The following is a 20323-nucleotide window of genomic DNA, read 5'->3' on the forward strand; positions in this document are numbered from 1 at the left end:
ACTTATATAAAAACAAAAGAAGGGATACATATGAACCGATATCAGGCTGTGGTCAAAATCGTAGATACAGGAGGCTTTACCAAGGCGGCGGAGGCACTGGGCTACACGCAGTCGGCGGTAAGCCAGATGGTACAGTCCCTGGAAAATGAGCTGGGAACCATCTTATTTACCAGATCTAAAAAAGGAGCGGAGCTTACCCCGGATGGGGAGGAACTGCTTCCCTACATTAAAAATATATATCACGCGTACCGGGAGCTTAAGGAAAAGCAGAGAGAAATGGAAGGGCTGGAAAGCGGTATTATCCGCATCGGCACTTTTGCCAGCGTATCCTGTCACTGGCTTCCCGGACTGATGAAGGAGTTCCGGGAGAGTTATCCAGGGGTACATTTTGAGCTGTACCAGGGGGACTACAACACGGTGGAAGAACTGATCCGCGAAGGAAGTGTGGATTTTGGATTCATCAACCCAGAGGCAGTACCAGATATGAAAACCATACCTCTCAGGGAAGACCCCATGCTGGCAGTTCTGTCTCCTTCCCATCCCCTTGCAGCCAGAGATAAGGTTTCCCTGAAGGCCCTGGCCAGAGAACCCTTTATTCTTCTGGAGGAAGGGCGGGTCAGCGAGCCTCTGGACTTTTTTCAGAAGCATGGGATTATTCCTAATATACAGTACAGGGTGCACGACGACTATACCATTATGTCAATGGTGGAAAAGGAACTGGGGGTTGCCATTCTGCCGGAACTGATACTGAACAGACTGAATTACAATATTGCAGTAAAGGAGATAGAGCCGTGCCTGTCCAGAACCATTGCCCTGGCTTTTAAGGAAAAGAAGACTCTGCCTATAGCCAGCCGGCATTTCTTGGAGTTTATATCCGGTAAGCTAAAAGCTGCCGGACCTGCATAGAACAGGGCAAGATTACTCATTTGATCGGAAAGGAAAGCATATGTGGAAGATTACCATCGTTGAGGATGATGAAGGGAGCCGCCGGGAACTGAAAGAACATTTTGCCGGTCAGGGATTTGCCGTTACAGCCTGTGAAGCATGGGAAGACAATGAAGCAAAGCTCAAAGAAGCGGATCTTATACTGCTGGATATTCAGCTGGGAGCCCAGAATGGGGTATCCCTCTGCCGGAAAATCCGGGAGGAATCGGCAGTACCCATTCTATTTGTAACCTGCCGGGATTCAGAACAGGACGAGTTGACTGCCATCCGTGCCGGGGGGGATGATTTTATCCGGAAGCCCTACAGTCTGTCTGTTTTGACTGCACGGGTGCGGAGGCTTCTTCAGCGGAACAGCCAGGCAAAGGAAAGCATTACTGTGGGCGGGGCGGCCCTGAATCTGGTATTCGGACGGATTGAGTTTCAGGGGAAATCTCTGGAATTATCCAAAAAAGAACTGCAGATTATCTATTATCTGTTTCTCAACCGGGGGAGAACTGTGCTAAAAGATGAACTGGTGGAATATCTCTGGGAGAATAAATGGTACGTGGATGAGAACATTCTGAATGTAAATCTTTCCAGACTGCGCAAGCGTCTGGGTGAGATTGGACTGGGGGATCTGATTCATACGGTACCGAAACAAGGGTACCGGGCAGGAGGGGAGCAGGAATGAATTTTTGGTGCTATCTGGAAGAAAAGCTCTTTGTGATGATGGGAAACCTGTTTCTCATGGTTCTTGCCGGGGTTTACCTGAGAGCCTGCGGCAATCCGGGGGCTGTCATATTTTACTTTATCGGTATTTGGCTTTTAATTCTCGCAGGAAACCTGGTGTGGGGGTATGAGAGGCAGAGAAGAAAATACAGGGAAATGTGCAGTCTTTTTGCCGGGCTAGAGGAAAAGTATCTGATCTGTGAACTGATGGGGAAACCCAAGGATCAGACGGAAAAGATGTATTATGAAATGCTCCGGGGAGCCAACAAGGCCATGGCAGAGAAAATTGAAGAGGTGCAGAAGATAAGCCGGGAGTATAAGGAGTATGTTGAAGAGTGGATTCATGAAGTAAAGACTCCGATTGCCGCCGGAACCCTTATCTGCAGCAATCACCCTTCCCCCCAGAACGGCAGGATAAAAAAGGAATTCGCACGGATCGGAGAATTGGTGGAACAGGTGCTGTACTTTGCCAGAAGTGAACAGGTGGAGAAAGATTACTTTATCTCCGAATGTATTCTTTCAGACGTGGTGAATCCGGCGCTTTTGGCCTATCGTCCCTACATTCTGGAGCGGGGAATTGGGCTGCAGGTAGAGGAGCTCTCTGAAACTGTATATACAGATGGAAAATGGATGCGCTATATTCTGGGCCAGATTCTGTCTAACGCAGTAAAGTATCAGGACAAGGAAGAGCCCGGGATTCATATCTACTCCGGCACAGAACAGGGGAAGATCCGGCTGTGTGTGGAAGACAACGGGAGGGGGATTCCCCCGGAGGATCTGCCCCGGATCTTTGACAAAGGATTTACAGGAGGAGACAGGCAGAAGAACGGGGCCACAGGCATCGGGCTATACCTCTGTAAAAAGCTGTGCGAGAGGCTGGGAATTGCCCTGTCTGTCGCCTCCAAAGAGGGGGAGGGGACTACAGTTACTCTTGAGTTTCCTGTGGGAAATCTGCACAGAATGTAAGGGAGTGAAGCGTTATTACAACTTTGTAAGTAAACAAAGGAAAAGAAGGGAGGTATACTGAAGAAAACGTATACGAGGAGTGATTACATGAAAACATTACTGAGAATTGAGGAAATCCAAAAATATTACGGATCCCGTTCCTTTGTCACAAAGGCCCTGCACCAGGTCTCCTTTTCTGTGGAGGAAGGAGAGTTTCTGGGGATTATGGGGGCGTCCGGCTCCGGAAAAACAACCTTGCTGAACTGTATTGCAACCATTGATACGTTGACCGCCGGGCATATTTATCTGGAAGAGGAAGATATTACAGCACTGAGAGAAGAAGAGCTGGCAAAGTTCAGACAGAAGAACCTGGGGTTTGTGTTTCAGGAGTTTAATCTTCTGGATACCCTTACCATTGAAGAAAATATAGGACTTGCACCTGTGATCTGCAAAGAAGATCCGAAAAAGATCAGTATACGGGTGAAGGAGATCGCAAAGAGGCTTGGCATAGGGGACATTCTTACCAAATTTCCCTATGAGGTGTCAGGAGGCCAGAGGCAGCGCTGTGCATGTGCCAGGGCTATGATCAACCATCCCAAGCTCATTCTGGCAGATGAGCCAACGGGAGCTTTGGATTCCCAGTCCGCAAGAATGCTGCTGGAAAGCTTCGGGGCTCTGAACCGGGAACTGAAGGCTACGATTTTAATGGTTACCCATGACGTTTTCTCCGCCAGTTACTGTTCCCGGATCCTGTTTCTCAGAGACGGAAAGATTTTCAATGAGATCCGCCGCGGAACCAGGGAGAGAAAGGAATTTTTCCAGGAGATCCTGGATGTGGTAACCCTGCTGGGAGGTGATGTTTCCAATGCTCAGTAAACTGGCAGTAAGGAATGCAAAGCGATCGGCAAGAGATTATCTGATTTACCTGGTAACCGTAACCTTTTCTTTGTCTATGGTGTATGCCTTTAACCTGATTGTGTTCTCCAGCGAGATACGGAACCTGAGCTACGGCATGAGTGCTATGACCGGAACCATTATCTTTATCTCTCTGATTATTGTATTTGTCATCGGCTGGCTTATCTGTTATATGACCAGATTTATCCTGGAGAAGAGAAGCCGGGAATTCGGCACCTATCTTCTTCTGGGGATTCCCAACCGGGATGTGGCCAGCCTTTTTGTCAGGGAAAATCTTCTGATGGGCGCAGGGGCTTTTATTATAAGTCTCCTGGTGGGGAGCTTTCTGTATCAGATCCTGGATATGATAATTATGAGAATCTTTCAGGCACAGTATCAGATACAGTTTCAGTTTTCTGCCAAAGCACTGGCTCTGACCGCAGGATACGGGGCTGCCATCTATCTGTTTGCCATGGTGAGAGTGAGACGGCAGCTCAGAAAGATTAAGATCTGTGATCTCCTGTATATGGAGAAGAAAAATGAGGCCTCGGCTCTGAAGACCGGAAAGGGCCACTGGACCCTTTTCCTGGCCGCAGCGGCTGCCTGCGCTGCGGGGGTAGGTACCTTATGGTATCTCTGCCACCACAGTGAGGAGGTACACAATGGGGGTGCACTGCTGCTTCTCTCCGTGGTTTTGCTGATCGGGAGTATCTATGGGATCTATATGACAGTGACCTTTTTTCTCGGTAGAACAGTGCTGGCACGGGATAGCTTTAAATATAAGAAGCACCGCCTGTTTCTCCTGAGAAATATGACCGCCAGAATGAGAACTATGGGAGTAACCATAGGTACTTTGGCTCTGCTTTTAACCCTGACCCTTACAGCGACCTCTATGGGGCTGTTGTTTGAGCGGTTTTTTTCTGAGAAAAGAGAGAGCACCATGTCTTTTGACATCACGGTATCTACCACCCAGCCTTCTGAGGATTTGAGTCCGGTATCTGCTTATGCTGAAGAAAGGCTTGGAATTCGAAGCCAGCTTGCCTACCCATTGTATGACGGAGAAAGTAAAATACTGACAGACTGGTTCCGCAAACAGGACAGCCCGGTGGGATGGATGGAATTTGCACCGGTTCTGGCTTATTCAGATTATAAAGAGCTTAGAAGAATGCTGGGCTACGGAGAGACAGAACTAAAAGAGGGGAGGTATCTCATCCAGTGCACACCCAGAATCAGGGAGATAGCAGAGCAGGAGAAAATCCCTGACATACGCCTCGGAGGGGAGACACTTAAATATCAGGAAAGCCGGTCGGAATCATTTGGAGTAGGGGATGGATTTAACGGGACAGGGTATGTGGTGATTGTACCGGACAATATTGCGGGAAAACTTCCTGTGTATCATATGTCTCTGGCTGTCCAGACAGAAAAAGAAACCACCCCGCAGGATGCGGAAAATCTGGTAAATCTCCTGTATGAAACATACAGCTATGAGGGGATTGACACCTGCAATACCAAAGGGAGCATACGGGATTCGTATCTGTCCGTATTTACCATTCTGGCATTTTCCCTGTATTATGTGGGTCTTATCTTTGTCTGTGCAGCAGCTGCGGTGCTGGCAGTTCATCAGTTAAGTGAGGCGGTGAAGTATCAGTTTCGCTATGAGCTTCTCTCTAAGCTGGGGGTGGGAAACCGGGAGGGGAAAAAACTGGTGTTTCAGCAGCAGCTGTTATTTTTCGGGGTGCCCCTGATGATTCCGGTGCCCTTAAGCATCTTTTTGTCCAGACAGCTTTCTTACTGGATGCTGATGAATGAGATTTCCAACAAAACGTTTCTGCATTCCCAGGGAATCAGTCTGGGATTGTTCGGATTAGTTTACCTCATCTACTTTGCCACATCCTGGAGAGCCTGCTCCCGTCTGGCCTTTTCCTGACAAATAAGCAGAGGCCAGGACAACAGCTGTGCCGGCCAGCTGAACGGGGGAGACGGGCTCCCCCAGGAAAGCGGCGGCAAAGAAGATAGCAGATACAGGATCCATATAGCTGAGTACAGCCGCAAGATGTGTAGGTGTCTCCTTCAGACCAGAGAAATAGAGATAACAGGCAATACCAGTATGCACAATTCCCAAGATCAAAAGCAGGGGAAGGTTAGCCTTCACTACAGAAAAATTGTGATGCTTTAAGAGCACCGGGGAGAGCACAAGGGCGGCAGCCAGCAGCTGTATCAGCGTCCGGTCCATATTATCAATGTTGTCCAGCTTTTTATTGCAGAGAATCAGCATGGCATAAAACAGCGCAGAACCGGCACCGCATAAAAGCCCCAGCCCGTGGTGGTATACGGTCAGGGGGGCTTCCCCGGAACTGAATACAATAAGAGCCAGTCCGGCCGGAGCCAGAAGAGCAGTGACAACCTGTTTTTTGGACAGATGTTCTCCCAGGACAAAGGGAGCCGCGAATAAAACCAGCACAGGCGCCAGATAATAGGTCATAGTGCCGATGGCTACAGTGGTACAGCGCAGTGCCTGGAAAAACAGAAGCCAGTTAATCCCCATAATAACTCCTGACACGGCGGCCAGACAGAGGGCCCTTTTCCCGCAGCGGAAGGGGTTCTTTTTTTTCAGCAGCATTAGGAGGGAGAAAAAAATACTGGCAATAAAAACGCGGTAGAAGACAAGTTCCACAGTAGACAACGAAATTCCCCGGACAAATATGCCGATACTTCCAAAGATCAGCATGGGGATAATAAGCTTCAGACAGGATTTCCACATATGTTTCTCTCACTTTCATCAGATTCTCGGCAGGGAGATAAGTTATCTTTTATTCTAAGTGACGGGAGAAAACAAGTCAACCGGATTTGAGTCTGGGCCTTCGTCTGAAATAGAAAAAACTGATGAGAAAAAAGGATAACTGTGATACACTGTTAGGAGACAGAAATAAGGGATAAGACAGGAGTTAAAGGAGCAAGTATGAGGGAACAGCTAACTAAGAGTGACGTAAAAAAGATTCAGGAAGAGATAGAATACAGAAAGCTTGTTGTGCGGAAAGAGGCAATAGAAGCAGTGAAGGAAGCCAGAGCCCAGGGAGATCTCAGTGAAAATTTTGAATATTATGCGGCGAAGAAGGATAAGAATAAAAATGAGAGCCGGATCCGCTATCTGGAGAGAATGCTGAAAACAGCTGTCATCGTATCGGACGAATCCAGGGAGGACGAGGTAGGGATTAATAATACGGTAAAAATATATTTCGAGGATGAGGATGAGACAGAAGAATTCAAACTGGTAACCTCTATCCGGGGAAATTCCCTGAAGGGTATGATCAGCACAGAGTCTCCCATCGGTAAGGCCATTCTGGGGCATAAAACGGGGGAGCGGGTACTGGTTAAAATAAATGAAGAAACCGGATACTACGTAGTTATCAGGGAAATCCAGAACACCCGGGATGACAGCGCAGATAAAATCAGAGGATTCTGACCGCTGGTCTGCCTTGCATGGAAGGGGAAACTATGAGAAATCAGATTATCCATCTAAAAACAATAGAACGGAATACTACCCTGTATCATTACACACAGATTGCGGGGGTCCAGGGGATTTTGGATGAAAAAAGCTTTTGGGCTACAAAAAGTGACTTTCTCAACGACCCGAGAGAATTTTCTTACATCATAGAAGTGATCCAGCAGATGAGCGGATCTGTCTTTAAGAACAAGGGATGGAAGGATCTATTTCTTAAGAATATTTTCAAGGAGGGGGACCATTTTGTCTATGAGAAAAATAAGGAATTTTTCGTACTGGCATTTTCCACCTGCTCCGACAGCATAACTCTTTGGGCAGAGTTCGGCAATGAGACCGGATACAATATGGCCTTTGACAGTGAAAAAATCATCAAAAAGATAGCGAAAAGCAATGCCATCGCCTATCACGGGTATGTGGTATATGCTCTGGAAGAACAAAGAGACTATATTCTGGATCTGATGCAGAAGAAGATACCCGAGTCTTTTGGGCTTTCTTTTGCCGACATTATGAACAGAGGCATGGCCTGGGAGAGTGACCCGGTGTTCCAGAAAGCATGCAGAATGTTTCAGAAGGCCGCCAAAATCTATGCGATGTTTTTTAAGCAGGAGGGTTTTACAGAAGAACGGGAGTACCGGTTTGTGTTTAAAAAGAGTGAGGGCATGAACGTGTTATTCCGGGAAAAGGAAGGTTTTTTAATTCCCTATATAAAGATTACCATGCTGGAATCAGACAATAAGCTCCCGATCCGGGGAATTACCGTGGCTCCCAAGAATGACAGTGACCTGGCGAGAAAAGGAATGGAATATTATCTGCATATGCACGGGTACCAGGTTCCGGTAGAACTGTCCAGGATAAAACTGAGATACTGATAAAGTTGTAAAAAATTTGATAAAATTTGAATATTTGTGATATACAAAAATCTTCTAAAAAGTGATAATAACTTCATTACGTTAAAAATTTCACGGAGGGTTTTTGTTATGAATATGTATCGCTGGATAGAAAAAATGATTTATGCGGATGAGAAAAAACCAATGCCTATATTATCCTTTCCGTCTGTACAGCTTTTGTGTGTCACGGTGAAGGAACTGGTTGCGGACAGTAATTACCAGGCGCTGGGGATGAAGATGCTTGCGGATAAGTATGACACGGCAGCGGCAGTGAGCTTTATGGATCTGTCTGTGGAGGCGGAAGCGTTTGGCGCGCGCTGTGTGTATGCGGCAGATGAAGTTCCCACGATCATCGGGAATATAGTGAAAACAGAAGAAGAGGCTGAGCGTCTAAAGGTACCCGAGGTGGGGGCTGGGCGTACCGGGGTATGCCTGGAGGGTATCCGAAAGGCCCTGAAGCTTATCACAGATCGCCCGGTGTTCGCCGGCTGTATCGGTCCCTTTTCACTTGCAGGGAGACTGATGGATGTGAACGAGGTGATGCTGTACTGCTATGAGGAACCGGATATGGTACACACGATTCTTCGGAAAGTAACGGACTTTCTCATTGCCTATATTCTGGAATATAAAAAAACAGGGGCCCACGGAATAGTTATGGCCGAACCCCTTGCCGGTATGCTGTCCCCACAGCTTATGGAGGAATTCTCCAGTGCCTACGTAAAAGAGATAGTTGAGAAGACACAGGATCAGGGGTTTGTGGTTATCTATCATAACTGCGGCAATTATGTGATCCAGCTAATCGATCAGATACTGGATACCGGGTGTCTCATATACCATTTCGGGGACAGCATTGATATGAAGGAGATGATGCAGCGTATCCCGAAAGACTGTCTGGCTATGGGAAATGTAAGCCCTTCCGCACAGTTTCTCAACGGGACACCCTCTTCTGTGAGGATAGAGACTATGAGGGTGCTGGAAAATTGTAAAGAATTTCCAAACTTTATAGTTTCTTCCGGATGCGATATTCCGCCGCTGACAGAATTTGAGAATATAGATGCATTCTTTGACACTGCAAAATCATTTTATTATAAACAGCATTTGCTGGATATGATTGTATAAATAAGATATTTATGATATTCTGAGAAACAGGAAGGTTCAGGCTGTGGCCGTGGAATCCTCCTGTTTTTCTATGAGAGGACAGGAGGGGAGAACAGGAAACTAGGGAAAGCACAACAGGAGAATTGGAATGTCGGGACATATGTGGGAACAGGTAATAAAATATAGCAGACATCTTGCGGAAATATTTGGCGTGGAGTGTGTACCGGTAAATCAGGGGGACCAGGAGCAAGGTGAGAATAAGTGGGAACCAGGGGCGATATGCAGAGCATGCGAACAGTGCAATCATTTTGGATGCTGGGGGATGAACGCCTATCGGAAAGGCTGCGAGGAGGCCTATCGCTGGGATGGCATCTATATTTCCCTCTGTCCCCTGGGACTTATATTAATTACAGCGCCGTTGTCTGATGAGACTGGTGAGCTGGTGGGGGGGATCGCTGCCGGTCCTCTGTGCATGGGCAACCCGGAGGATAATTTTCAGGAAATTTACGATCCAGTCCTTCAGAGAATAGTATCTGAGAGTCCCTGTTTTGCACCGGAGAAGATACAGAGTATGGGCGAGATAATGAGTGCGGTAACCGGGTATATTTCCGGGGTTACTCACGGGAAAGCCGGCAGGTACTTTTACAAGCAGGAACATCTGCTCAATGCTATATATGCGGAGAAACTCCGGAAAACAGAAGACACAGAGTACTATACCTATCCCATTGCTCTGGAACGAAAACTGAGGATCGCAGTGAGAAGCAAGGCAGTGGAGGAAGCTCAGGTGCTCCTCAATCAGATCCTTGCCTATATTTATGTATCTAACTGTCATAACCTGAAGGCAATAAAACCCAGGCTGTCTGAGCTTGTGGTAGTTATCTCCCGGGCAGCGGTGGATGCAGGGGCAGATATGAATGAGACGGATGCAATGATTCAGATGTTTGTAAACCATATTCACGAATTTGAGAGTATTGAGGAGCTCAGTATATGGACCACTAACTTGATGCAGCAGCTCATTGCCTATACCTTTAACTTTGATAACGTAAAACATGCGGATGTGGTGTACAAAGCGGTTGAATATATAAAGGATAATTACAGAAGAAAGATAACCGTGGATGAATTAGCTGCCCTCACATACGTGAACAAATCTTACCTGGGCACCATATTTAAGAAGGAGACAGGGAGCACCATACCACAGTATATTAATGAAGTACGGGTAGAAAAGAGCAAGCTCCTTCTCTTGGAGGAGAATCTGAGTATTGTAGAGATTGCCAGCCTGTGCGGATTCGAAGGGCAGAGCTATTTCACGAAAGTGTTCCGGGAAATTGTGGGGATGACTCCAAAAAAATATAGGGAGGAGAGGGGGAAAAAGAGGTTTTTAATAGACAAAGGAGATAATTTGTGATATATTGAATGCAATTCAGGTGTGTCTGGGTACTTGAATGATTGTACCAGAAAACTGCCGGATACAGAGAGATACAGGTCAACTGCATCTCTCTGTATCCGGCTTTTTGTATTCCTGAAAGGTTGTCTGGAGCTTTGGATAAACAGGGAAAGGAGCTAACAATGTATTTGATGATTGACAATTATGATTCATTTGTCCACAATCTGGCGGCATATTTTAAAGAACTGGGGGGTGAACTGGAGATTGTCAGAAATGACAGTATAGATCCGGAACAGGTGGAGAAGGGGGTTGCATCCGGCAGACTGGAAGGGATTATTATCTCTCCCGGTCCTAAAAGTCCCAGAGAATGCAAAAGTGTGGGGGAGATGGTGAAGAGGCTGGCAGGTAGGATACCTATTCTTGGGGTCTGTCTTGGACACCAGATCATAGGGCAGGAATTCGGCGGTCAGATTAAAAAAGGAGTGCGGCCCATGCATGGAAAGGTTACAGGGCTCGTGCATAACGGGAAGGGGCTATTTGAGGGGCTGCCGGAAACCTTTCAGGTAACCCGGTATCACTCTCTTGTGGTAGACAGGCATACGCTTCCCGGCTGTATGGAGGCCGATGCCTGGTCCAAAGACGGAGAGATTATGGGAATGCACCACAGAAATATGCCGGTCTATAGCGTGCAGTTTCACCCGGAGGCAGTACTCACAGATTATGGACATGAACTTCTGCATAATTTTTTGAAGTGTGCGGGGCAGTGGAGGGCAGAGCATGAGTACAGCAATTAGAAAATTATCCTTTTACCGGGAACCAGAAGATATCTTCCGCAGATTCAGGAAAGAGCCCATGGCCGTTTTTTTGGATTCATCCCTTGAGAACAGTCTGGGGAGATATTCCATTATAGGGTTATACCCTTATTTATGTTTCAGAGACGAAGACAGCATCTGTTACTGCAATAACAGGCGGACGGAGGAAAAACTGGAATGGCTTCTGCACAAATATCTGAAAGAAAATAAGGAGGCCAACCCCACCAGCCTGCCTATGGTATCCGGGGCAGTGGGGTATCTCAGCTATGATTATGGAAGGAAGTTTGAAGGGATACCTACCCGGCATGAGAAGAAAATTCATATGCCGGAGGCAATGTTCTGCTTTTACGATGTATATATTATAGGGGATCTGGAGGAGAAGACTCTCTTTGTGACAGCAAGAGGGGAGACCGGAAGCCCTGAGGAAGTTCTGGACAGAGTGGAAAAAGAGATAGAGAAGGCTTCTCACAGGAGGGGCTGTCAAAGGCAGACAAAGCTGGCGGAATTTCAGCCAAATTTTACAAAAGACGGGTATAAACAAGCAATAGAAGAGATGATGGAATATATGGAGGAAGGACACATCTATGTGGCCAATATGACACAGCAGCTGACGGTTGAAAGCAAAAAGAATCCTTATGAAGTCTTTTCCTATCTTCGGCGGCATAATCCGTCCCCGTTTGGAAGCTATATGAATTATGGAGACTTCCAAATCGTAAGTGCATCCGTGGAACGCTTCTTTAAAATAAGAGACGGTATTATAGAGACACGTCCCATCAAGGGAACCAGAAAAAGGGGAGAGACTCCCAGAGAGGATGAAGCGCTGCGTCTGGAACTGGAGAACTCTGAAAAGGACAAAAGCGAACTGCTGATGATTGTGGATTTGGAACGGAATGATCTGAACCGGATCTGCGAACCCGGGAGTGTGGAAGTGACGGAACTATTTAAGGTGGAGGAATACGCTACGGTATTTCAGCTGGTTTCTGCCGTACAGGGAAGACTGAAAGAGGGGCTGGACGGAATGGATGTGATACCGGCAGTATTCCCCGGAGGCTCTATTACAGGCGCGCCCAAGATAAGGGCGATGGAGATTATTGATGAACTGGAACATGACCGCAGGGGACTCTACACGGGAAGCATCGGATACCTGTCTTTTTCCGGCGACTGTGATTTGAATATTGTCATCCGTACAGCTGTCTATAAGGATGGGAGATATCATCTGGGAGTGGGGGGCGGAATCACTTACGAATCTGATGTGGAATTTGAATACGAGGAAACCTTACAAAAAGCAAAAGCAATCTTGGAGGCAGTATATGAATAAGATAAAAGCGGACGACGGGTACTTTTTTGGAATCGGGGTCTTTGAGACGATAGCCATTGAGCAGGGCAGGCTGATTTTTTTAGAGGAGCATATGAAACGGCTGAGAAAGGGGATGGAAGCCCTGCACATTCCCCATCCCCGGGGCAGGGAGAAGCTTTCAACAGAGCATCTTCTGGAAACTGTCCGGAGAGGAGGCATGGAGAAAGGCGCCTTAAAGATAGCCGTTTCCCAGGAAAATGTTACGCTGAGCTTCCGGGAGAACCCCTATACCAAAGAACAGTATGAAAAGGGGTTTTTGCTGGATCTGGCATCCACTGTGAGGAATGAGACTTCCCCCTTTACATATTTGAAATCACTGAACTGTGGGGAGAATATTCTGGAAAAAAGAGCAGCCCGCCGCAGGGGAATGGACGAACCAGTCTTTATAAATACGAAAGGACAGCTTGCAGAGGGGGCAACAACCAATTTGTTTTTTGGTAAAAATGGTAGACTGTATACACCGCCCCTGTCCTGCGGCCTGCTGGACGGTATTGTCAGAAAGTTCGTGATGCAAAAGTTTCCGGTGGAGGAAAAAGTCGTTTATCCCTGTGAGGCAGGGGAGTACGATGAAATGATGGTTACAAATTCCCTCCTGGGAATCATGCCGGTGAACAGATTTGAAGACATTGCCTTCTCCTCCCGGACCTTGTGCAGTATGCTGACGGAGGAATATGAAAAGTGTTCTCAAAACAGTCGTTTTCTGCTATAATAAAGTTCATATACAGCATTTTTGTCAATAATAACGGACGTCAGGATACCCATAAAATGCTGTTTTTAGTATCAGACGTTACTACTATGAAAGAAGGTGTTAGCATGAACTGGGCAGAAAATTTACAAAACAATCTTACTACAGCAGAGCAACTCAAAGGCGTATTGCAACTTAACGATAAGGAGACGGAAAAGCTAAAGCAGATACTGGAACAATTCCCCATGTCCATTACCCAGTACTATCTATCACTGATTCATTGGGAAGACGAAAATGATCCGATTAAAAAAATGTGCATTCCCTCTATCAGGGAGACAGATTTGGACGGAAGCTTTGATACCAGCGGAGAGGCAGACAATACCGTTGTGGAAGGAATGCAGCACAAATACAAACAGAGTGCCATGATTTTATCCACAAACAGGTGTGCCATGTACTGCCGTCATTGTTTTAGAAAGAGGCTGGTTGGATTGTCAGACAAAGAGATAGCAAAGTATTTCGATAAGATTATGGAATACATAGAAGGGCACACAGAAATCAGCAATGTTCTTATATCCGGTGGGGATGCCTTTCTCAACAGCAATGAGGTAATTGAAAAGTATCTGGAGCGCTTATGCAGAATGGAGCATATTGATTTTATCCGGTTTGGGACAAGAACCCCTGTGGTGCTGCCCATGCGAATAACGGAAGACAAAGAGTTATTGGATATTTTGCAGAGATACAGCAGCAAAAAGCAAATCTATGTGATCACGCATTTCAATCATCCCAATGAAATTACCAGAGAATCCAAGGCAGCCGTTCAGGCTTTGCTGCATGTGGGAATTCCCGTTCGAAATCAGGCGGTACTCTTAAAAGGAATCAACGACTCTCCTCAGGTGCTGGGTACGCTGCTGAAAAGGCTTACAGCAGCGGGAGTGCTCCCGTACTATGTATTTCAGTGCCGTCCGGTCAGCGGAGTAAAGAACCAGTTCCAGGTTCCTTTAAAGCAGGGCTTTAAGATCGTTGAGGAGGCTAAGAATATGCAGAATGGAATGGGGAAAAACTTTCGTTATGTCCTCTCCCATGAAGCAGGCAAAATAGAGATTCTTGGTATGACCGCAGAGGATGAAATGCTGTTTAAATACCATCAGGCCAAGAAGCCGGAGGACGCAGGCAGATTGTTTATCAGGCACCTGGAGGATACTCAGTGCTGGCTGTAAAGAGACCAATTACCGAAGTATTATAGGTATCTGTTTACGGAGGGATAAAGGCTGGGAATTACTCCCAGCCTTTACATACGTCTATCCAGCCTTTGCTTCCGGCGCACCGCTCCAGATCCTCCATGGTCAGTTCAACCGCACTGCTGTCATTGCCGGCACCGGGAAATACTGAGGGAAATCTCTTCAGGGAGACATCCAGATAGACATCCACCCCCTCATTAATTCCAAAGGGACAGACGCCGCCGATCCCGTGACCGATAAGGGGTTCTACCTCCTGCGCCGCCAGCATCTTTGCTTTTACGTGAAACTGATTCTTATATTTGACATTGTCAATCTTGGCATCTCCGGCGGTGAGAATTAAGATGGGCTTGTCCTCTGCTTTAAAAGACATAGTTTTTCCGATCCGCGCGGGTTCACATCCCACGGCCTGTGCTGCAAGCTCTACGGTTGCAGATGAGGTATCAAACTCCATAATTCTAGAATCTAAACCGTATTGTTTCAGATGATTCCGTACCTTTTCTATAGACATTGCTGATCCTCCTTTTATCTCTTTCTGTCATAATATGGTGACTTTCCTCTGGCTGAAAGGGGGATGCCGATAACGTCTGTTACATCCTCTCCGAGAATTCCAAGCTCCATAGCCGCTCTCCCGGCTGAAAACATTACCCGGTTGTCAATTCTGGCATCAGCAGCCACACTGACTGCGGAGCCTATGGCAATGCCCAGATCCATAGGGCCGAACGCACACATTCCTCCGGCCTCCATACAGGCACTGCAGTTTTCAAACCCGCAGTAGCGGCATCCGTCGTTCATTTTACGGGCCTGGTTTTTAATGCCAAACAATACAACAGCAAAGCTGTCACGTACATTAGCCGCATCTCTCATGAAAAAGCCATAGGACAGTTTCGGGGATAGCGCCTCCATCTGGTTTGCCAACTCCTCTTTTTCTTTTCCTGTCAGAATGCAGGCAGCCAGATAGTCCTCTCCCTTTGTCTTGGGGGCGGTTCTGGCAGCAGCACACATCTTACGGGCAACATGTATTACGGCGGCTTCTTCTGCCTCTCTGGAATGCTGTATCATATTAAACTCCTCCTTTCCGTGTTACAGGTGAATCATGCAGCCGGTAAGCAGCATGACGGTAAACTAAGTTAATGGTAACGAAAGCGGGAATAGTTGTCAAGCAGTAAGAGAAAAGTAATCATATATGCGAGAGTGGAAATTATAGCGTATAAAATAGGAGGGCCGGTACGAATGAGGTACCGGCGTATATGAAAAGAAATCTATATGAAAAAGGCAGCTGGCCTTTATTTGATTATCACTATAAAAGAAAAATGTGTTGATTCTGTGATAGAAGGTTTAAGAAAGTGTAAAGACTATATAAAAAATGCATACATATGATTTTAGCATTCCTGACGCAGCAGCTGATACGGCAACAAGAGTGGAACCAATGATAGGTTAAGGGTAACATACTGAACAGGTATGGATAATTAAGCATAAAGAACCACCGGTTTTAAACCGATGGTTCTTTATGCTTAATTGTCGATTTCAAACCCGTTTTCCGTTGCATGAAGCTGGAATTTGAATCGCATCACATCGCCCAGCCAATAAGTATTTGAATATTCCAGCGGTGTGCCATCCTTCATATAGGAGATACCTTTCAGAAGGATTAATAGAGATTCGGATGTTGTATTTAACAGCAGAGCTTGCTTGCTGGTAGGCCGGAGAACTTCCAGATAGTCTGTTATTCTTTCAGGCACAAGCTGATAATAAGCATTTAATGTTTTGGATAGTTTTCCATCTATAAGTCCCCGCTCCTGAAGCTTTGGTGTCAGACAGGCAGGAAGCCATGAGTCACAGATTGCTATAGGCCGTTCGTCCAGCTGAAAAAGCCTTTTAATATAAACCACCGGGGAGTCCTGGGAAATCTCCAGATTTTCGTATACTTCACTTCGGGGAGCTGTGAACAGCTGCAGCTCCAAAACTTTAGCGTGCATCTCAAACCCTTGGTGATTCAGTTTTTCCCCTGAAATAATACTATAGTCTAAATCGTGTATAAATGCCTGGGGATTGGCGCTGACAAAAGCTCCTTTTCCCCTCTGTTTCTTAATAATTCCATCCTTCTCCAGTTCTGCCAGAGCCTGCCGTATAGTAACCCTGCTTACATCGTACTGGGCCGACAACTCTGCTTCACTGGGCAGCCGGTCATTAATATCCCATTCCTTTTTCGTAATTCGTTCCTTTAAGTCAAGCTCTATCTGATAATATGCGGGAATAGGGGAATTGCGATCTAATGTCTGTCCCATATTGCTCCCTCCTTTATTGTTATGTAGTTATTACAAGCAGACAAGATTATATATTGATTCTACATACTTTCTTCCTAAATGTCAAACTTATTTATAAAAAGTAAAATTGCACAAGAAAAAATAATTTTATAGTTGATAGTTGACACACTTTACAACTTGTGTTAAAGTTAATACAACATAACAAGCAGACAAGATGTAAATAAATGGAAGGAGGAGATATTCTGGAAAAGGAAAGGATTTCAGTAATAGGAGCAGCAGCTGTATGTGATTACATATATGAAGTAAGTAAACTGCCTGGACCAGGAGATATTGTGGAGATTACAAAAGAATATCCAGATCCGGTATGGGGGGGATGTGCCCCGAATATTGCTGTTGGTATTAAAAGTATCACAGGGATTATCCCCGACCTTTTCTATCCGGTGGGCTATGACTATAAAGACAGCGGCTTAGAGGATTATTGGAAAGAAAAAGGACTGAATTGTGAAAACATTACAAAAGTAGAAAACTGCCGGTCGGGATATGCTCACATGTACATGCAGCAAGATGGAAAAACTATCTGTCTTGGTTATGCAGGGGCGGCCCAATATGGGAGGGCAGATGCAAAAGCAAAATTAGGAGATTGGGTGGTGATAGCCCCCATGTTGAATGGATATACGGAAGAATATCTGAAACGTGGGATCGAAGAGAACAAATCCTGTATCGTAACCGGTATATGCTCCCGGGAACTGATTCCCTATCTGCCCGGTGTTAAGGCGGTAATTATTAATCAGCATGAGGCTGAATACCTGATGAAACATCTGGAGTTTCACAGGGAGGAAGAACTGGCAGCTTATTTAAACGGGGGTCTGCTGTTTATTACAAACGGTGAGAAGGGAAGCAGAGTCTATGAGCAGAGTCAGATGACCCGGGTGCCTGTGGTAACGGGGACGCAGATTGTAGATTTCACCGGCGCGGGGGATGCCTACACCAGCGGGGTTGTGTCAGCTTTAGCAGTGTGGGGACTGGAACCGGTGCTGGCAGGCTATGTGGGGGCGGCCAATGCAAGTTTTGTATTGGAGATGACAGGTGGGCAGACGAATCTGCCGGACTTTGAGCAGTTAATTGAAAGACTGGAGCAGACATATCCTGTGACAGCACAAAAAATAAAATGTAAGAGAGGATAAAAAATGAAAATCAGTAAAATGGACAGAACTTTGGGATGCCTTTACGGGACAGCAACCGGAGATGCCCTGGGTGTACCTTCATCTTTTTTGACACCTAACCGCATCAGGGAATTATATGGATGGATTGATACCTTTTATCCGCCGGAGAAAGGACATATCTACCATGACGGACTCCTGGCAGGGGAATATACAGATGATACGGAGCAGGCTCTGGCACTGACCCATTCCTTTCTGCGGTATCATAAAGTGGTTCCAGAGGACATTGCAAAGGAATTGGAAAAATGGGCGGATCGGGTGAAAGATAAATACGCCAGTCCTTTTGGACCCAGCACAGAGCGGGCACTGAAAGCGATACGGGAAGGCTGCCCCATCGGAGAATCCGGAAAATATGGCAATACCAATGGCTCTGCCATGCGGATCAGCCCTCTGGGAATCATCCACGGGCTGCGGGACAGCTCTATTGAGGAGATTGTCAGGGACGTATATCAGACATGTCTTGTGACACATAACACGAAAGTAGCAGTATCCTCGGGAGCTGCAATCGCATGGGGAATCGCAGTCTGCATGAAAGGGGAGACCGATATCGGTAAAGTGGTGGAAGAAACTATAAAAGCGGCAGCAGCAGGAGAAGCCTACGGAAATGATATTCCGGCTCCGTCCATTGGCAAGCGGATTGATTATGCTGCAGATCTGGCATTTAAGGCAAAATCCCCGCAAGAGGGAATGGACGCCATTTACAGCTACTTTGGCGGAGGAGATCTCTGTGCAGATTCCATTCCACAGACCATCGGACTTTTTGTCCTGGGAAAAGGAGATCCTAAGAATACCATTGAGTATGCGGTTAATATCGGGGGTGACTGTGATACGAATGCGGCAATGGCAGGGGCAATGGCTGGAGCAATGAATGGTGTGGATGCCGTACCGCTGGTATGGAGAGAGACGGTTAACAAGGTAAATCATATAGACATGACGCCAGTGGCAGAAGATTTGATCAACTTAGCACCTAAATGGCAGGTGGCTGAATAAGAAGTGGAGGATCGGATATGAAGAGAAGAGTATTATCTTTAGTATTAGCATTGTGTATGGCAGTAGGAATGGCCGGATGCGGCAGCTCAGAGAAAGAGAAGTCCGGTAAATCAGCATCGGCAGAGGGAGACAGAAAGCAGATTTCCATGTGGTTCTGGGGCTGTGCCACCCCCTATCAGGAACACATGCAGAAGGTATTGGTGGACAGTTACAACGAGTCACAGGATGAATACTGGCTGACACTGGAATTCAGAAATACTGTGGACAAAGATATTCCGGTTGCTTTGGCAGCTGACTCCGGCCCGGATATAGTATATGCTTCCGGTCCCTCCTATGTATCCACCTATGTCCAGGAGGGAAAGGTAATCAGCCTGGATAAATATGCTGAGCAGTACGGGTGGAAGGACAGAATGCTGCAAATTCTATATGATGCCTGTACGGTAGACGGAAGTCTGTATTCCATTCCGAATTCTATTTCTGTGGGAGGAATTTTCTATAACAAGGCTTTATTCGAGGAGAAAGGCTGGGAGGTACCCACTACAGTAGAAGAACTCACAACTATTATGGACGAGGCAATGAAAGACGGATTGTATGGATCTCTGGCCGGAAATAAAGGCTGGAAGCCCTGCAACGATAATTTCAGTTCTCTTATGATCAGCCATTTTACATATCCGTCTGTGATGTATGACTGCCTCAGCGGTAAGACTCCTTTTAACAATCCAGAAATGGCAGGAGCCGTTGAGCTGTCGAAAGAGTGGTATGAAAAAGGCTATCTGGGAGGGTCTGACTACACGGATCTGGATTCTCAGGAATGTATGCAGATGCTTTCAGAGAAAAAATCTCCTTTTGTCCTTGCGCCTACCTTGTATTTCCAGTTTGCAGGACAGTTCTTTACCGGGGAACTGGAAGATGATCTTGGTTTTGCTCCATTTCCGTCCCTTCAGTCTGATCAGCCGTCACCAGTGTATGATGTGGCTACCCCCTGTAACTTCAGCATCAGTGCCACCACACCCTACGCGGATGAATGTGCCAAAATTTTAGACACTATGCTGACAGAGGATTTCCTGGTAGAAATGACAAAAGGATGGCCGGGATACTGGGCAACACCACTCAAAGAGATTACGGTAGATGAAAGTTCCATTGAAGGATTGGGCGGTGAATTTATAGGCGCAGTAAAAGAAGCCTGTACGGCAATTGATAACGGACAGTTCAGCTTCCATCCAACCACGTTTATGCCGCCCGAAACCCAGGAAAAGTGGAGAGATATTGATATGGTTTGGCAGGGAGTTATGACGCCCGAAGAGTTTCTGGATTCTGTGGATGCCGTGTTCCCTGGTGAATTGGAAAAGAATCTGGTGAGCCCATTGGCAGAGCCTGCCAGAGCAAAGTAAATGGGA

At 46.5% G+C, this 20323-nt stretch carries 20 protein-coding genes; 16 read left to right on the forward strand and 4 right to left on the reverse strand.

The genetic code is table 11. The features are described 5' to 3' along the window. Positions 1-30: 30 nt before the first annotated feature. The 5 genes from GKG41_RS11345 (at position 31) to GKG41_RS11365 (ending at position 5419) form a co-directional block, all read left to right on the forward strand. Positions 31-906, forward strand: coding sequence for a LysR family transcriptional regulator (locus GKG41_RS11345; protein WP_154258693.1), 876 nt, complete (start codon positions 31-33; stop codon positions 904-906). A 40-nt stretch (positions 907-946) separates the two neighbouring features. Next, positions 947-1615 carry a response regulator transcription factor gene (locus tag GKG41_RS11350; RefSeq protein WP_154258695.1) on the forward strand — a complete coding sequence of 223 codons (669 nt, stop codon included), beginning with the start codon at positions 947-949 and terminating at the stop codon, positions 1613-1615. After that, positions 1612-2619, forward strand: coding sequence for a sensor histidine kinase (locus GKG41_RS11355; RefSeq protein WP_154258697.1), 1008 nt, complete (start codon positions 1612-1614; stop codon positions 2617-2619). Before GKG41_RS11350 ends, GKG41_RS11355 begins: the two co-directional genes overlap by 4 nt. An 87-nt stretch (positions 2620-2706) precedes the next feature. Continuing rightward, entirely contained in the window at positions 2707-3474 is a 768-nt protein-coding gene (locus GKG41_RS11360) for an ABC transporter ATP-binding protein (protein WP_154258699.1), read from the forward strand. Continuing rightward, a complete protein-coding gene (locus GKG41_RS11365) occupies positions 3464-5419 on the forward strand; it encodes an ABC transporter permease (RefSeq protein WP_173015608.1) in 1956 nt (651 codons plus the stop codon). Before GKG41_RS11360 ends, GKG41_RS11365 begins: the two co-directional genes overlap by 11 nt. Here the strand turns inward: GKG41_RS11365 and GKG41_RS11370 are convergent. Continuing rightward, a complete protein-coding gene (locus GKG41_RS11370; RefSeq protein ID WP_154258703.1) occupies positions 5357-6253 on the reverse strand; it encodes a DMT family transporter in 897 nt (298 codons plus the stop codon). The genes GKG41_RS11365 and GKG41_RS11370 overlap by 63 nt on opposite strands. Before the next feature lie 198 nt (positions 6254-6451). Here GKG41_RS11370 and GKG41_RS11375 point away from each other — a divergent pair, with 198 nt between their 5' ends. From GKG41_RS11375 to GKG41_RS11410, 8 genes are all read left to right on the forward strand, one after another. Continuing rightward, the gene (locus tag GKG41_RS11375; RefSeq protein WP_154258705.1) at positions 6452-6955 is read left to right on the forward strand and encodes a GreA/GreB family elongation factor; all 504 of its coding nucleotides are present in this window, start codon (positions 6452-6454) and stop codon (positions 6953-6955) included. Between the two features lie 32 nt (positions 6956-6987). Next, positions 6988-7863, forward strand: coding sequence for a DUF2971 domain-containing protein (locus tag GKG41_RS11380; RefSeq protein WP_173015609.1), 876 nt, complete (start codon positions 6988-6990; stop codon positions 7861-7863). A 108-nt stretch (positions 7864-7971) separates the two neighbouring features. Further along, complete coding sequence (locus tag GKG41_RS11385) at positions 7972-9000, forward strand: uroporphyrinogen decarboxylase family protein (RefSeq protein ID WP_154258709.1); 1029 nt, start codon at positions 7972-7974, stop codon at positions 8998-9000. A gap of 127 nt (positions 9001-9127) precedes the next feature. Continuing rightward, positions 9128-10384: a helix-turn-helix domain-containing protein gene (locus tag GKG41_RS11390; protein ID WP_154258711.1), complete on the forward strand. Its 1257-nt coding sequence runs from the start codon at positions 9128-9130 to the stop codon at positions 10382-10384. A 161-nt stretch (positions 10385-10545) separates the two neighbouring features. Further along, the gene (locus GKG41_RS11395) at positions 10546-11157 is read left to right on the forward strand and encodes an aminodeoxychorismate/anthranilate synthase component II (RefSeq protein ID WP_154258713.1); all 612 of its coding nucleotides are present in this window, start codon (positions 10546-10548) and stop codon (positions 11155-11157) included. Beyond that, a complete protein-coding gene (gene pabB, locus GKG41_RS11400) occupies positions 11141-12493 on the forward strand; it encodes an aminodeoxychorismate synthase component I (protein ID WP_154258715.1) in 1353 nt (450 codons plus the stop codon). The genes GKG41_RS11395 and pabB overlap by 17 nt, the downstream gene beginning before the upstream one ends. Beyond that, complete coding sequence (locus GKG41_RS11405; protein WP_154258717.1) at positions 12486-13241, forward strand: aminotransferase class IV; 756 nt, start codon at positions 12486-12488, stop codon at positions 13239-13241. The genes pabB and GKG41_RS11405 overlap by 8 nt, the downstream gene beginning before the upstream one ends. A gap of 56 nt (positions 13242-13297) precedes the next feature. Continuing rightward, the gene (locus GKG41_RS11410) at positions 13298-14434 is read left to right on the forward strand and encodes a KamA family radical SAM protein (protein WP_347563311.1); all 1137 of its coding nucleotides are present in this window, start codon (positions 13298-13300) and stop codon (positions 14432-14434) included. A 58-nt stretch (positions 14435-14492) separates the two neighbouring features. On the opposite strand, the gene GKG41_RS11415 is transcribed toward GKG41_RS11410, so the two are convergent. The 3 genes from GKG41_RS11415 to GKG41_RS11425 all read right to left on the reverse strand — a co-directional run bounded on the left by GKG41_RS11415 (position 14493) and on the right by GKG41_RS11425 (position 16737). Next, the gene (locus GKG41_RS11415; RefSeq protein ID WP_154258719.1) at positions 14493-14963 is read right to left on the reverse strand and encodes a YbaK/EbsC family protein; all 471 of its coding nucleotides are present in this window, start codon (positions 14961-14963) and stop codon (positions 14493-14495) included. A gap of 14 nt (positions 14964-14977) precedes the next feature. Beyond that, positions 14978-15514, reverse strand: a complete 537-nt coding sequence (locus GKG41_RS11420; protein ID WP_154258721.1) for a DUF2148 domain-containing protein — start codon at positions 15512-15514, stop codon at positions 14978-14980. Between the two features lie 452 nt (positions 15515-15966). After that, a complete protein-coding gene (locus GKG41_RS11425) occupies positions 15967-16737 on the reverse strand; it encodes a GntR family transcriptional regulator (RefSeq protein ID WP_154258723.1) in 771 nt (256 codons plus the stop codon). Positions 16738-16940: 203 nt separating this feature from the next. Here GKG41_RS11425 and GKG41_RS11430 point away from each other — a divergent pair, with 203 nt between their 5' ends. The 3 genes from GKG41_RS11430 to GKG41_RS11440 are packed head-to-tail and all read left to right on the forward strand — an operon-like array spanning position 16941 to position 20317. Further along, complete coding sequence (locus GKG41_RS11430; RefSeq protein WP_154258725.1) at positions 16941-17900, forward strand: PfkB family carbohydrate kinase; 960 nt, start codon at positions 16941-16943, stop codon at positions 17898-17900. A gap of 3 nt (positions 17901-17903) precedes the next feature. Further along, positions 17904-18926, forward strand: a complete 1023-nt coding sequence (locus GKG41_RS11435; protein WP_154258727.1) for an ADP-ribosylglycohydrolase family protein — start codon at positions 17904-17906, stop codon at positions 18924-18926. A gap of 17 nt (positions 18927-18943) precedes the next feature. Then, the gene (locus GKG41_RS11440) at positions 18944-20317 is read left to right on the forward strand and encodes an ABC transporter substrate-binding protein (protein WP_154258729.1); all 1374 of its coding nucleotides are present in this window, start codon (positions 18944-18946) and stop codon (positions 20315-20317) included. Positions 20318-20323: the final 6 nt, after the last annotated feature.

Source organism: Lactonifactor sp. BIOML-A5 (assembly GCF_009677585.1).
Taxonomy (GTDB): domain Bacteria; phylum Bacillota; class Clostridia; order Lachnospirales; family Lachnospiraceae; genus Lactonifactor.

Coding starts and splice junctions, on each gene's coding strand:
- GKG41_RS11350 (WP_154258695.1), top strand. CDS start 947: ATGTGGAAGATTACCATCGTTGAGGATGATGAAGGGAGCCGCCGGGAA.
- GKG41_RS11345 (WP_154258693.1), top strand. CDS start 31: ATGAACCGATATCAGGCTGTGGTCAAAATCGTAGATACAGGAGGCTTT.
- GKG41_RS11370 (WP_154258703.1), bottom strand. CDS start 6,253: ATGTGGAAATCCTGTCTGAAGCTTATTATCCCCATGCTGATCTTTGGA.
- GKG41_RS11440 (WP_154258729.1), top strand. CDS start 18,944: ATGAAGAGAAGAGTATTATCTTTAGTATTAGCATTGTGTATGGCAGTA.
- GKG41_RS11360 (WP_154258699.1), top strand. CDS start 2,707: ATGAAAACATTACTGAGAATTGAGGAAATCCAAAAATATTACGGATCC.
- GKG41_RS11420 (WP_154258721.1), bottom strand. CDS start 15,514: ATGATACAGCATTCCAGAGAGGCAGAAGAAGCCGCCGTAATACATGTT.
- GKG41_RS11430 (WP_154258725.1), top strand. CDS start 16,941: ATGGAAGGAGGAGATATTCTGGAAAAGGAAAGGATTTCAGTAATAGGA.
- GKG41_RS11355 (WP_154258697.1), top strand. CDS start 1,612: ATGAATTTTTGGTGCTATCTGGAAGAAAAGCTCTTTGTGATGATGGGA.
- GKG41_RS11395 (WP_154258713.1), top strand. CDS start 10,546: ATGTATTTGATGATTGACAATTATGATTCATTTGTCCACAATCTGGCG.
- pabB (WP_154258715.1), top strand. CDS start 11,141: ATGAGTACAGCAATTAGAAAATTATCCTTTTACCGGGAACCAGAAGAT.
- GKG41_RS11435 (WP_154258727.1), top strand. CDS start 17,904: ATGAAAATCAGTAAAATGGACAGAACTTTGGGATGCCTTTACGGGACA.
- GKG41_RS11425 (WP_154258723.1), bottom strand. CDS start 16,737: ATGGGACAGACATTAGATCGCAATTCCCCTATTCCCGCATATTATCAG.
- GKG41_RS11365 (WP_173015608.1), top strand. CDS start 3,464: ATGCTCAGTAAACTGGCAGTAAGGAATGCAAAGCGATCGGCAAGAGAT.
- GKG41_RS11415 (WP_154258719.1), bottom strand. CDS start 14,963: ATGTCTATAGAAAAGGTACGGAATCATCTGAAACAATACGGTTTAGAT.
- GKG41_RS11410 (WP_347563311.1), top strand. CDS start 13,298: ATGCTGTTTTTAGTATCAGACGTTACTACTATGAAAGAAGGTGTTAGC.
- GKG41_RS11405 (WP_154258717.1), top strand. CDS start 12,486: ATGAATAAGATAAAAGCGGACGACGGGTACTTTTTTGGAATCGGGGTC.
- GKG41_RS11390 (WP_154258711.1), top strand. CDS start 9,128: ATGTCGGGACATATGTGGGAACAGGTAATAAAATATAGCAGACATCTT.
- GKG41_RS11380 (WP_173015609.1), top strand. CDS start 6,988: ATGAGAAATCAGATTATCCATCTAAAAACAATAGAACGGAATACTACC.
- GKG41_RS11385 (WP_154258709.1), top strand. CDS start 7,972: ATGAATATGTATCGCTGGATAGAAAAAATGATTTATGCGGATGAGAAA.
- GKG41_RS11375 (WP_154258705.1), top strand. CDS start 6,452: ATGAGGGAACAGCTAACTAAGAGTGACGTAAAAAAGATTCAGGAAGAG.